This window comes from Accumulibacter sp., assembly GCF_023806635.1.
GTDB lineage: Bacteria > Pseudomonadota > Gammaproteobacteria > Burkholderiales > Rhodocyclaceae > Accumulibacter.
The window spans coordinates 1-12,324 of sequence record NZ_JAMTDQ010000046.1 but is presented as its reverse complement, the minus strand read 5'-3'; the positions used below and the strand labels follow the sequence as shown (position 1 = coordinate 12,324).

At 66.4% G+C, this 12,324-nt stretch carries 11 protein-coding genes; all 11 read right to left on the bottom strand.

Going from position 1 to position 12,324, the window contains the following annotated elements; all coding sequences use genetic code 11:
* Positions 1 to 14: 14 nt before the first annotated feature.
* Entirely contained in the window at positions 15 to 806 is a 792-nt protein-coding gene (locus NFW30_RS09170; protein WP_295354510.1) for a TylF/MycF/NovP-related O-methyltransferase, read from the bottom strand.
* Entirely contained in the window at positions 807 to 1,820 is a 1,014-nt protein-coding gene (locus NFW30_RS09165) for a methyltransferase domain-containing protein (RefSeq protein ID WP_295354507.1), read from the bottom strand.
* 4 nt (positions 1,821 to 1,824) lie between these two features.
* A complete protein-coding gene (locus NFW30_RS09160) occupies positions 1,825 to 2,928 on the bottom strand; it encodes a class I SAM-dependent methyltransferase (protein ID WP_295354504.1) in 1,104 nt (367 codons plus the stop codon).
* The gene (locus NFW30_RS09155) at positions 2,925 to 3,647 is read right to left on the bottom strand and encodes a WbqC family protein (protein ID WP_295354502.1); all 723 of its coding nucleotides are present in this window, start codon (positions 3,645 to 3,647) and stop codon (positions 2,925 to 2,927) included. The genes NFW30_RS09160 and NFW30_RS09155 overlap by 4 nt, the downstream gene beginning before the upstream one ends.
* 16 nt (positions 3,648 to 3,663) lie before the next feature.
* Positions 3,664 to 6,609, bottom strand: a complete 2,946-nt coding sequence (locus NFW30_RS09150; RefSeq protein WP_295354499.1) for a tetratricopeptide repeat protein — start codon at positions 6,607 to 6,609, stop codon at positions 3,664 to 3,666.
* Positions 6,599 to 7,735: a flagellar hook-length control protein FliK gene (locus NFW30_RS09145; RefSeq protein ID WP_295354496.1), complete on the bottom strand. Its 1,137-nt coding sequence runs from the start codon at positions 7,733 to 7,735 to the stop codon at positions 6,599 to 6,601. Before NFW30_RS09145 ends, NFW30_RS09150 begins: the two co-directional genes overlap by 11 nt.
* Before the next feature lie 12 nt (positions 7,736 to 7,747).
* A complete protein-coding gene (locus tag NFW30_RS09140) occupies positions 7,748 to 8,062 on the bottom strand; it encodes a flagellar protein FliT (RefSeq protein WP_295354493.1) in 315 nt (104 codons plus the stop codon).
* Positions 8,059 to 8,472 (bottom strand): flagellar export chaperone FliS, encoded by a 414-nt coding sequence (fliS, locus tag NFW30_RS09135; RefSeq protein ID WP_295354490.1) that lies wholly within the window; start codon positions 8,470 to 8,472, stop codon positions 8,059 to 8,061. The genes NFW30_RS09140 and fliS overlap by 4 nt, the downstream gene beginning before the upstream one ends.
* Positions 8,473 to 9,900, bottom strand: coding sequence for a flagellar filament capping protein FliD (gene fliD, locus NFW30_RS09130; protein WP_295354487.1), 1,428 nt, complete (start codon positions 9,898 to 9,900; stop codon positions 8,473 to 8,475).
* 40 nt (positions 9,901 to 9,940) lie between these two features.
* Positions 9,941 to 10,312 (bottom strand): flagellar protein FlaG, encoded by a 372-nt coding sequence (locus NFW30_RS09125; RefSeq protein WP_295354484.1) that lies wholly within the window; start codon positions 10,310 to 10,312, stop codon positions 9,941 to 9,943.
* Positions 10,313 to 10,400: 88 nt separating this feature from the next.
* On the bottom strand, positions 10,401 to 12,149 hold the full coding sequence (locus NFW30_RS09120; RefSeq protein WP_295354482.1) for a flagellin: 1,749 nt from the start codon (positions 12,147 to 12,149) through the stop codon (positions 10,401 to 10,403).
* Between the last annotated feature and the right edge of the window lie 175 nt (positions 12,150 to 12,324).

Here is a 12,324-nt window from a genome sequence, read left to right as displayed (position 1 = left end):
TCTGTGGCACCTCCCTAGGGCTTGACGAAGTAGGCGTTGGGATAGATCGAAAAGGCAAACTTCCGCATTTTCGGTACGGACTGGCCGATCTCGGTGAAATAGCGCTCGATGGCCTGGCCCTCGCCCTCCCAGGGTGGTGAACCGTAGGCGTTGAAGGCGACGACGCCGCCACTGAGGACCAGTGGGTAGAGATGGTGCAGGCCGGCGAGTGTCGGTTCGAAAAGGTTGACATCGAAGTAGAGGAGACTCAGGCGGGTGCCCAGTGCGTTGCGGGCGAACTCCTCGGCCGTGCGGCAGATGTCGCCCTTGATCAGCTTGCAGCGCTCGACCCCGCGCAGGAAGTTGTCGTTGTTGTGCAGCGCGACCATCCGCTGCAGGTACTCCTCGCCCGGCTGCATGCTGCCGATCAGGCGGTTGACCCAGGGACGACACGCGCCGTCCGGCGCCGTGAAGCCTTCGTAGCCGGCACAGCTTTCGAACCCATACACCTTGCGTCCGCGATCACCCGGGTTGAAGGTTTCCAGGAGCTTGCTCCAGGTGAAGAAGCCGGCACCGAGGTACACCCCGAGTTCGGCGATCGATCCAGGCATCTCGGCGATCAGCCTGAACAGTTCGTAGTGCGCCAGCAGGCGCGCCATTTCCCGCCGGCGGATGAACGCGGGCGCGTGCAGCATGACATCCTTGAGACTCAGGTTGGCCAGGCTGACACATTGCTCCAGTTCCTGCCAGTGCTCGCGTTCGTACGCCTCGTAACGCGCGCGGCAGTCTTCGTCGATTTCCGGGCGGGCATTCATCTGCGTTGCCACTCATTTTCCTTCCAGGTCGCGCACCGCTGCCTGGCGGACGGCTTCGTCCAGCCAGCGGTGCAGGCTCTTGCCGCTGTTCGCGCTGGCCGCCTGCGCCATCGCCTTGGCTTGCGGAGTGACGCCTTCCAGCAGTCCGTAGTAGCGCGTGCGATGGCTTCCGCCGCGGATGCCGGGGATCTCGAAATCGAGGTCGGCGAAGGGTTCACCGACGCCGACACGATACTCGATGACGTAGAAGACGCCGCCGATGATCCATTCCAGCTTCACTTCACGGCACGAGACGGGCAGGTGTTGCAGCGGCAGTTCGTAGCGGTAGAGGGGATTCGAGTTCATCAGCACGCGGCCGAATTCACTGTTGCGCAGCCAGACCGGCATGCTCTCGTCGCCGGCAACGACCTTGCCGCCGACCTTGGTCACCCGGTTGATCTCGCTGAAGAAAGCGCCAATGTTGGAAAAGGTGTTCAGACCGCCGAAATGGAAGACCGCATCGAAGACGCCATCGGCAAACGGGAGATGGCAGGCGTTGCCGACATGGAATTCGCTTGGCACCGACTTCGCCATCATCTTGGGAAAGCTGTGGCGAAGGATGGCGAGCGACAGATCCTGCAGGTAGAGACGACCCTGCGCGCCCAGACGGTCGGCGATCAGGATCGAATCGCGACCGGAGCCGGCACCCAGTTCGAGAACTCGGTGCGTCGGCTGCAACTCGAGCCGGTCGACCAGGCGGCTGCGTACCCGGCTCTCGTCTTCGCGAAAGGTGTCGAAGGTGAGGTGCAGGTTCTCGTCGTAGGTGTCGGCGTTGGCGTCGTACCAGAGTTTCGCCTCGAGGTCGCTGGCAGCGAGCTGACGCGGAAAGACGAGATCGGGGATGCCGTCCACGATCGGGAATTCCTCGCCGCAGGGGCATGCCAGCGCCCCGTCGACGATTTCGTCGTCTCGTTGCTGCCTGATCCGCAACTGCATCGGTCGCTTGCAGGCGGGACAGACATACACTTCAGCTTCCTCAGGTCTCATCAACTCATTCCTCGCGTGCCGGGTCGCTGCCCAGCCTGATGAACAGCGCCTTGCCGCAGACGAACGCCCGTTCGATCCTCTGGCTGCAGGCGGCAAGCAGATCGTCGCCGACACGCTGCGGGCCATCCCCATGTGCCCACTGGTAGTCGTCGAGAACCAGCCAGCCACCGGGCAGCATGTGGCTGAGCCACAGTTCGCAGTCCTGCTTGACAGCGGCGTGATCATGGTTGCCGTCGACATGCAGGATGGCGATTCGACGTGCAAATGGCACGACCACCGACTCGCGGTTGGCGAGCGGCAATCCTGCCGCGTAGATCGCATGCGCCTGCGCGGAAGGCAGGCGCAGATGCGCGTGATCATCGCCGGGCCACGGCGCCAGATTGACGAAGAAGGACTCGGCAAGCACCTCGTAGTCCCACTCGTCAACCAGCCGGCCGATGTTTGCCGGCGATTCCTGATGGATCGCGTGCGCCGCCAGCCAGGGGTCGACGGTCAACAGCGGGCCGAGTTGGTAGCGTCGGGCAAGGTACAACAGCACCAGTGCCGTCCGCCCCATCAGAGCGCCGATCTCGACCAGGTCGCCGGCTGGCGCACTGGCGGCAATCGCGATCATGGCTGCCAGCTTCTCATCGCTTGACTCGCCGTGTACCAGACCCGCCTGGCGCAGCAGTGCGGCGACTTCGATCTCGGGCAGGACCTCGGCGCCCGCACACGTGGACATCCAGGCGCGCAGGGAGCGGGCCCGCAGCATGAGTTCACGGTGCTGTTCGACCTGCCGGCGTATCGGTGAATCGCCTACCAGCTCGACGCCTGCCGCGTGCCCGGGAAGCCAGGCCTGAAGATGGCTGTACACACTGGCCACCGGGCAGAAGATGCGGCGGATCGAGCACTGCTCGATGAGGGCGAGAAACGCCCTGGTGAAGCTGTCGTCATGAACCATCGGCAGGCGCAATACCGCCTCCCCGCCGAAATCCGCCGGATCGCAGGCCACCGAGGCGGCGAGGACCAGAGGTTCGCCAAGTTGTCGCGCCGTGCGCCAGTACTCGGACGCCAGACCGTTGACGGCCGGGAAGAGCAGTGTTGACGGTCGAGCAGTCGGCGTGTTCATGATGGACGTGTCGCGAGCGGCGTCTCGATGTCGCATCGTGCCAGTTCCGCGCGCGTCGCCTGTCGTCCCAGGTGCATCAACAGGTCGATGATCGACAGCCACGGGCGCCAGCCGCCGCCCAGCTGGGAATAGGGCCGTTCGTGCGGCACGAGCAAACGCAGCTCCATGCCGGCGTCACGAAACCGGAGCGGATCGTACAGCGTGCGACCACCGGGAAGGTTGAGGTACTCCGCCGCACCTTGGTGTCGGCAGAGGCCCAGGATGCGCTCCTGGCCACGCTGGCGATGCTCGGGATCGACCTCCGACGAGGCAATCAGCGGCGTGCGGATGTCGAGGTGGGCGCTGACCGATCTGACGCTGTGCAACAGGAAGGGGAGCAGGGGACCGCGCCCCTCGCTCACGATCGGCTCGAGTATGGCCAGCGTCTCCTCGCAGAAAGGGGCACGGCGATAGCTCTGCGCGAGCGTCGAGCGGAAGCGCCGCCACCAGCCGGCGTCGGTGGCGAGCTCGATCTGATTGATCAGGCGGTTCTGCGACGCCAGCCGGAGCGGCAGGCTGAAGCGATGTGCCGCGCCAGCGACGAGTATCCGGTTGCGGTTGATCCAGCCACCACGGATGAAGGCGACATCGTCGAGCACGATCATGCGGTCGACCGCGGCGACGAGCTGCCAGTAGCCGATGTAGGGCATGAAGTAGGGCTGCATTATCGCCAGTCGCACGTCGCTCTTGCCCTCTTCAGTGCGGCCGCCTTGCGTCTCGTGCCGCGGCGCGAAGCGACAGGTCCTGCGTGTCGACAGAGAAGGAGCACGGTGCCAGCCCCTTGCACCAGCGTTGCCAGATGGTCCGCCAGGCGCGCTCGAGGCCGGCGGCAACCAGCGCCGGCCGGCCGAGTGCCGACTGCCGCAGTCGCGTGCGCAGTTCGCTCCGGAGATCCGCCAGTTGCTCGAGCTGGCCTGCCCATTCGCAGCCGCGTCTGACGAAGTCGTCGGCGTCGTGGGCGATGAAACCGTGCAGCCCGACATGTCCGAGAGTCGAGGCCGCGGCGCGTCCGGGAACCGTCGTGCCGGCGAGGGTCAACGTCGGCACGCCCATCCAGCAGGCGTGCAGGGTGGTCGTGCCGCCGGTGTAGGGGAAGGTGTCGAGACAGATGTCGACTTCCTGATGCAGCGCGAGATAGGTACGCATCTCGCAACGCGGGTGGAAGACCAGTCGATCAGGGGCGATCCCATTGCTGGCGAACTCGTCCGCCAGACGCTCGGCATTCCGGTCCGGCCGCATTGCGGCGAGCAGCATGCTGGCGTCGGGCAGGGCGCGCAGCAGGGCGCTCCACAGAGCGACGACCGGCGGACCGATCTTGGTCGGCCGATTGAAGCTGCCGAAGGTGAGGTGGCCGCGTGTGAGCGCGGGCAGCGGCGCGATGTCCGGCGCCTCGGCGAATGGCAGAAAGGGCGCGCTGGCCGGCAGGCGGACGATCTTCTCGGTGAACTGGTCGTCGAACTCGCCGGGCGGGAGGAAGAAGCGGTCGGCGAGGAAATAGTCGATCGCTTGCAGGCCGGTGGTCCCGGGGTAGCCGATCCAGCTCGCCTGGATCGGTGCCGGCTTGTGGGCGAAGGTGAGCAGACGATTGTGCGCGGTGTGCCCGCTGAGGTCGATCAGGATGTCGATGCCATCGGCGCGGATCTGCTCCGCCAGATCGGCGTCGCCCAGGTCGGCCACCCGTTGCCAGTGCGCGAAGTGCCGGCGCAGCCGCTGCGTCACGTGGTCCTCCTGCGCATGGTTGTAGTAGGCATGCAGCGCCAGGCCAGGGTAGCCGGACAGCTCGACGAGAACCGGCTCGATGAAGCTGGCGACGGCGTGGTTGCGGAAGTCGGCGGAGACCAGACCGATGTTCAGGCAGCGGTCAGGGTCGCGCCGGTTGTCGTGCGGTCGGCGTTTGTCACGCCGGGGTTCCTCGATCATCTCGCCGAATTGCCGGTGCTCGGCGAACAGTGCTGCGGCGTCGATCGCCTGATGGTGACTCAGGGTATAGAGCAGGTTGCTGCGTGCCAGCAGCGAATCGGGTTTGAGCTGAATCGCCTGCCGCAGCGCGGCATCGGCTTCGGGGTAGCGTCCGAGTGCGGTCAGGACGACGCCCAGATTGAGATGCGCATGCGCGAGGTCGGGTGCGAGGGCGATCGCCGAGCGGAAGCTCGCTTCGGCTTCGTCGAGTCGATCGGCCTGGTTGAGTACGTTGCCCAGGTTGTAATGCGCCACGGCGAAGTCCGGACGGCAGGCGATCGCTCGTCGCAGGTCCGCTTCGGCGTCTTCGAGCCGATTCCGTGCGCGCCGTGACGCCGCGAGGACGACCATGGCTTCGGCGAAGTCCGGCTGGCAGGTGATTGCCGATTGCCAGGCGCTTTCCGCCTCTTCGGTCCGCTTCTGCTCGTCCAGGTTGTTGCCTAGGTTGTAGTGGGCGGCGGCGAGATCCCGCCTGAGCAGCAATGCCTGGCGCAGTGCGGCCTCACCGTCGCCGAGCCGGCCCTGGACGGTCAGGACTTCGCCGAGGTTGCAGTACGCTTCGGGATAGTCCGGCTGTAGTGCCAGCGCGCGCCGGTAGCAGGTTTCCGCCTCCTGCAGGCGGCCCTGTGCCTTCAGGTTGCGACCCAGGTTGTTGTGCGCCTCGGCGAGATCCGGCTGCAGCGCCAGTGCCCGCTGGTACGCCCCCTCGGCATCCTGCGGGCGGGCGATTTCCATCAAGGCGTTGCCCAGGTTGCAGTGGGCGAGCGCGAAGTCGGCGCGCAACTCCGTTGCGCGCCGGTAGCTGATCACGGCATCCTCGTAGCGCCGCTGCGCCAGGAGGGCATTTCCGAGGTTGTAGTGCGCTTCGGCGAAGTCGTCTCTGACGGCGAGCGCGCGCCGCTGGCAGCCTTCGGCCTCCGCCAGCTGGCCGAGATCAGCGAGCACCAGACCGAGATTGCTGAGAACCTGTGCGTCTGCCGGCAGCAGATCGGCCGCGCACTGCATCGCGACCAATGCGTCCGCATCGCGGCCCTGCGCCTTGAGCAGGGCGCCGAGAATCTTCCAGCCGGGACCATCCTGCGGATGGGTTTCCGTCAGACGGCGTGCGGCAACCTCGGCGGCGGCGTACTCGCCGCGCTGGTAGAGATCGATCGCCGCATCGGCCAGCCTCGCGCTCGACCCGTCGGCGGCGTCTGATCCGGCTGGTGACCGTGCGACAGCGCGCGCTGCGGTCGCTTCGCCTCGCCCGCGCCGGGCTTCCTTTCGTTCGCCACCGCTGACCGGGGTTGTCGCCAGTTGCCGTCGCAGCTCCTCCACTTCGGCGCCCTCGAGTCCATGCTGCTCACCGAGCCGGAGAACCTCGCGCGCCTGGCAAGCCTGGCCGCTGCGCAGCAGTGCGTCGATGTAACTCAGCCAGTGGTGGCGGGACTGCGGGTCCGCTGTCAGCGCAGCGATGAAGTGTGGCAGACCCGCAGCTGGCTGCGCACGTTCGACCAGCAGGACGCCAAGCCCGTGGTTGGCGGCTGCATGCGCGGGTTGCGCCTGCAGGATCGCACGGTAAAGCTCCTCGGCTTCAGGCAGGAGCCCTGACTGATGACACTGGTGGGCCTTTGCCAGGGCTCGTGACAGCGTCTCGTCGAGGCCGATGGCCGCTGGCGCCGTGCTGTCCGGTTCAGCGGACAAGCCTTGCATCCTCGCCAGTCGCCGTCCGCTCGGCGAAGGAAACCCCGGTGAGGGCGATGCCGGCTTGCTCCATCTGCTGCCGGAGGACGGTCGATCCGTCGCGCAGGAGGGCGATCGCCTCGGGCCTGGCGGCGGTGACGGCGATGCTGAGTCGTTCCCCGACGAGGGACAGCCGGGCATCCAGTTCGCCGAGCAGGGGCATGCTGAGCAGCAGGCGGGTCTGCCAGGGGGCATCGTCATCGGCAGCGGCGGCGCCCTGACGCTCAGGCGGGTTCCCGATCTCCCAGCGGATGTCCTGCCCGGGCCAGACCTGGCCTTGCCACGAATAGACCTGGGTGGCGAAGGCCTCGAGTTGCTGCTGCACGATCGCCTGCGCCTGTGGCGCCACTGGCGACGGTGCGGGCGTCGATGCCTGGCCGAGCGGGGGCGCATTGCCTGCCTCGCGTGCCGGCAGGGCCGGCGGGATGCCGCTGGCGGTGCGCATGGCAGGTTCCTCGGCGAGCACAACATGCGCCGGTGTGGCCGTGTCGGCCTGCAACGGACTGAGCCGGCCCTGCGGCTCGGCCAGCAGTTGTGCCTTCGCATGGCGTCCGTCGATCCATTGTGCCTGGTGTGCCTCGTAGAACATCCCGCTGCGGCTGATCGCCTGCTGCAGCAGCGGCAGCAAGTCCTGGCCCTGGCGCGGCGGACTCGGAGCAAGCGGTTGGTTCTCGTTCAGCGGCAGAGGTTGCGAACCACCGTTCCTGCCGGAGCGGCTGCCGTCGACCAGCAGGTTGCCGATCAGTTGCCCGGTGCGACTGAGCGTGGTTGCCGCCGATTCGCCATCGGCCGCCGCCGTCCTGCCGCCGGCCACGACTGCCAGCGTCAGCCTGCCATCGGTCTCGGCCACCTCGAGTTCGATCGCGTCGCCGGTCTGGGCGGCAAAGGGCAGCGCCAGCGTCACGCTGCGCTGGTTGATCATGGCGCGGTAGCTACCGTTCGGCAGCAGCGCTTGAATCTCGGCCAGCAGCCTCTGGCCGACGACCAGCCCGGTGAGCCGGTCGGCGATCTCCTGCGCCGGTGGCGTCGGCCGCAGCGCCAGGTCGGCTGCCGGTTGCAGGCGGTTGGCGAAATCAGTGCGAATCATCGCCGCCGGGAGTCAGGGTTCGGAGTGTTCCGGGCCGCTCATCACGCCTGCCGGCTGGCGGAGCACGACGCGCAGTTCGGCCTGCCGGCAGGCAACGAGAGCGCGGATGCCGGTGTCGCATCGCTGGCAGCTTTCGATCAGCGTCCGGGCCTCGTCCGCGGCAGCCGCCGGCAGTCTGGCGGCGAGGTCGGTGGGAAGAGCCTCGATCAGCGTCCGCCGCTGCGCCTCATGCTGCAGCAGCGACTCCCAGTCACTGCTCCGGGCATCTGCCAGCATCACCTGCGAGAGTGAGGACAGTTGCTGCAGGGCTCCCAGATCGGGGTTCATGCCACCGACTGCTGCCGGCGATCGGGCGAGATTTCACGCCAGGCACTGTGAATCTCCTCGAGGAGGCTGGCGACTTCCTCGAGCGCCGGCAGGTCATTCTCGATGTTGGCGCGCAGCAGGCGCAGGACCAGGTAGTCGTAAAGAGCGTCCAGCCGCTCGGCGATCTCGCCCCCCTTTTCCAGATCGAGGCTCAGCTTGAGGCCGTTGCCGATGATGTCGATGGCTTTCGAGATGGCTTCGCCCTTGGCGGCGATCTGTTGCTGTTGCATCGCGGCGCGCGCGTTGCCGATCGCCGCCTGGGCACCAGCGAAGAGCAGCAGGATCAGGCGATACGGATCGGCAACCTCGATGGCGGCGTCCACGCCGACCTTGCGGTAGGCGGATATCGCAGTGCGGGCATTGGCGAACATTCAGGACCCCTGGTTATAGGTGGGCAGGTTGGCGAGTTGCTGCTGCAGGAAGCTGCTGGTCTTGGTCATTCCGGCCATCAGCGTGTCGAGCGCGGTGAACTGCTTGCGGTAGCGGGCCTCGATCTGCGTCAGACGGGCCGAGATGATCTCGGATTGCTGTCCGAGACCCTTGATCGAAGCGCTCAGTCCCTCGCTGCGCGCGGCGATCAGGCCACCACTGCCGGTCAGCCCTTCGGTGGCCGTGCGAAACGCCTTGCCATACGCAGAGACGAGGTTGGCGACGCCGGCCAGATCATCGCCGATCGCCTTGCCGAGCTTTGTCGAGTCGATGCTCAGCTTGCCGTCCTTCTGCAGCGTGACGCCGATGTCGGTCAGGCGCTGCAGGCTGGCGCTCGCCAGTTCGCTCGGCACCTTGCCGAGTGCCGCACGGACGCTCTCCTGCGCCGTGCGCAGCGTGCTGTCGCCATTGAGCGCGCCAGCCCTCTTGCTTGCTGCGTCGTAACTGCCGAGGCTGCTGGCGGTGGTGTGGAATTCGTTGAAGGCCTTGACGAGCGCGTTGACGCCACTGCTGATGCTGGTGGTGTCGCGGCTGATCGTCAGCGTCGTGCTGACTGAAGTCGCCGGCAGCTCGGGACCCTTGAGCAGGTTGAGCGTCACGCCGTCGAGGGCCGTCGTCACGGTATTGCTGCTGGCCTCGACGGCGATGCCGTTGAGCTTGAACGCTGAACCCTGCGCGGCCTGCGTCTGGGCGAAGGGATCGGTGGCCGGTACCGGCGTCGCATTCGGGTCGTAGGCGAGGCCGGCAACCCCGGCCAACGTGATGATCTGGTTGCTGCCCGCGGCATCGCTGGTGAGCACCAGTTGCTTGCCGGCGGTGCCGTTGATGACGACCGCCGCGACGCCGGCACTGGCGGAATTGATCGCGTCGCGGACGTTTTCGGGTGTGGCGCCGTCGGCGATCGTGATCGCCGTGCTCTTGTGAGGGCTGCTGCCGCCGGCGCTGTCGAGCGATATCGTCAACGTGCCGCCGGTTGGCAGCGTCGTGCCTGCGCCGGAGAAAGGACTCGCCGCGCCGGTCGCGCTGGCGATGACGTGCTGGCTGGCGAGGCGCGTCACCTCGATGCGATATGTGCCGGCGACGGCGCTGGACGAAGCGCTCGCCGCAGCGATCGTCGTGTCGCTGAGCGCCGTGCGCAGCAGCGAGAACTTTTGCAACGCGGTCGAGCCGGTCGCCGGGACGAGATTGCCGGCCGCCGTCTGCAGCGCCGCGACGGCGCTCTGCAGTGATCCGAGGGCCGAGATCTTGGCCTGGAACCCCGCTTCCTTCTTTGCCAATGCGGTCAGCGGGCGCTGCTCGAGCGCCATCAGTTGGCTGACGATGGTGTTGACGTCGAGATTCGAGCCCAGACCCGGTGATGAAATCGCCATCGGTTTCTCCCGTGCTGCTCAGTGGCTGCCCGAAGCGCGTTCAGGCCGATTGCTTGACGAAGAGCCCCTTGATGCTGTCGAGCGTCTTGGCGATGGCGATCATCTCGGCCGACGGCATCTGCCGAATCACTTCCTTGGTGCTGCGGTCGATGATCTTCACCACCAGTTGCCCGGTGTCATCGTTCACACTGAACTCGATGTCTCTGTTGATCGGCTGAACGAAGCTGCGCACGCTCGCGGTTGCCGTCTCGAGTTGCTCGCGTGTCGTCGCTTGCAGTTTCTCCACCGGCAACCGCGCGCGGTCGACGCCGATGCCGGCGCGCTCGCCGGCCCTCCTCGTTTCACGTTCTGCCAGGTTGAGCATCGGTTGTGCCTGGGTGGGCAGCGAAGCGCCGCTAGGCTGGATGTTCATCTTTCACTCCTTCGGCAAGTGACTTCGGGGGCGTCGTCGTGTTGCCACGTCCACGCCCCCGATCTTACCCCCAATTGACGGTGGATGCTTAGCCGCGCAGCAGTGAGAGCACGTTCTGCGGCAGGGCATTCGCCTGTGCCAGCATCGCCGTGCCGGCCTGCTGCAGGATCTGCGCCCGCGACAGGTTGGCGGTTTCAGTCGCGAAGTCGGCGTCGAGAATCCGGCTGCGCGATGCCGACAGGTTCTCGGACGTCGCGGCGAGGTTGCTGACGACGCTGCTGAAGCGGTTCTGCACTGCCCCCAGGTTCGCGCGGCTCGAGTTGATGTTGGCCAGGGCCGAGTCGATCGTCGAAATCGCGTTCTGGGCGCCGCTGGCGGTGCGCAGATCAACGCTCGCGACACCGGCGCCGAAGGTCGCCGTTGCCGCCGTGTAGCCGGCTGTCAGGTTGGTCGCCGCGATGTTGGCGCCACCGAGGTTGATGCCGCTGCTGCTGGTCGAGCTCAGCTTGATGCCGCCGTACGTATTGGTGACCGAACCGGTGGCGAAGCCGAAGTTGGTCGTGTCCGCCGTACCCGCAGCCTGGACCGTGATCGTGCGCCCATCGGCGGCCGTCATGTTGACCTTCTTGCTGCTGGTGTCGAAGGTGGCGGTGACACCGGTCTGGTTCGACACGGCATTGATCGCTGCGACGACGTTGTTTCCTTGGGCGTAATCGTCAGCGCCGGCGGCGATGGCGCCGAGCTTGACGCCGTTGATCTTGATGTAGTCCGTCCCGTCGCCGGCGATTGCGGCCTGGGCCGCAATCGCGCCACCGGAGACGGTGGTCGCCGTTGCGACCGCGGAAACGCCGGTCTGCCCCGTGACGGTGTTGAACGCGGCCGCCTTGGCGATCGCGCTGTCGGAACCGACCTTGGTCGTTCCGGCGGTGAGCCCCGTTTCGGTGGCGGTGGCGGTGCCGGTGAGCTCGACCTTGATGTCGCGGCCGTCGAGCGAAGCGAGCGTGAGGACGCCGGCACTGGCAGATGCGACGACGCCGGTGGTTCCCGTCTGGCCGTTGATCGCCGTTGCCACGGCGGCGGCCTGTGCGGTGGCATCCGCGCCAGCGGTGACGGAACCGACCGAGGTCCCGTTGATCTTGAGGTCGCCGTCCGCCAGTCCGCCGGTGGCGGTGACCAGGGCTCCTGCGAAACTCACAGAACTCGACACACCGTCGGTCAGCGACGGGCCAACGCCGTAGCCGTTGACGGTGATGCCGCCAGTCGAGATGGCGCCGTTGCTGACCGTTGCCGACAGCGAGGTCACGTACGACGAGTTGGTACCGACACCCAACGAATCCGCCTTGGCGCTGGCGATGGTGTTGATCGAGATCTGTTCGCCGGTGTTGGCGCCGATCTGGAAGGACTGCGAGTTGAAGGTGCCGTCGAGCAGCTTGACGCCGTTGAAAGCGGTCTGGCTGGCGACCGTGTTGATCTGCTGCACGAGCTGATCGACTTCCTGCTGCAGCGCGGCCCGGTCGGTCGCGGTGTTGGTCGCGTTCGACGCCTGCACCGCCAGTTCGCGCATCCGCTGCAGCGACTCGGTGACGCTCTGCAGGCCGCCTTCGGCCGTCTGCGCCAGCGAAATGCCGTCGTTGGCATTGCGCGAGGCCTGGTTGAGGCCGTTGATCTGCGAGGTCATGCGCGCCGAGATGGCGAGGCCGGCGGCGTCGTCCTTGGCGCTGTTGATGCGCAGGCCCGACGACAGGCGCTGCAGCGAGCTGGCCAGCGAGTTCTGCGAGCTGTTGAGGCTGCGTTGCGAGTTGAGCGACGCGACGTTGGTATTGATGATTTGCGGCATTTTCCTTCTCCTGTCGAGATCAGATTGACTTCGGTTGCCGGTGACCTCTACGTCTTCCGGCTCATCCCCGGTAGCGAGTTTTGCCCGCTGACATTTCCTGTAACGACGTGCCGCGAAGGAACTTTAGTCACTTATGACTCAGATCTTTACATTTCCTGAGCAGATCTGGTCACGG

Bases quoted from the DNA above. Each gene is read 5' to 3' on its own strand.
- fliS (WP_295354490.1), bottom strand. From the start codon at position 8,472: ATGTTCGCCAATGCCCGCACTGCGATATCCGCCTACCGCAAGGTCGGC.
- NFW30_RS09140 (WP_295354493.1), bottom strand. From the start codon at position 8,062: ATGAACCCCGATCTGGGAGCCCTGCAGCAACTGTCCTCACTCTCGCAG.
- NFW30_RS09145 (WP_295354496.1), bottom strand. From the start codon at position 7,735: ATGATTCGCACTGATTTCGCCAACCGCCTGCAACCGGCAGCCGACCTG.
- NFW30_RS09160 (WP_295354504.1), bottom strand. From the start codon at position 2,928: ATGAACACGCCGACTGCTCGACCGTCAACACTGCTCTTCCCGGCCGTC.
- NFW30_RS09125 (WP_295354484.1), bottom strand. From the start codon at position 10,312: ATGAACATCCAGCCTAGCGGCGCTTCGCTGCCCACCCAGGCACAACCG.
- NFW30_RS09120 (WP_295354482.1), bottom strand. From the start codon at position 12,149: ATGCCGCAAATCATCAATACCAACGTCGCGTCGCTCAACTCGCAACGC.
- NFW30_RS09165 (WP_295354507.1), bottom strand. From the start codon at position 1,820: ATGAGACCTGAGGAAGCTGAAGTGTATGTCTGTCCCGCCTGCAAGCGA.
- fliD (WP_295354487.1), bottom strand. From the start codon at position 9,900: ATGGCGATTTCATCACCGGGTCTGGGCTCGAATCTCGACGTCAACACC.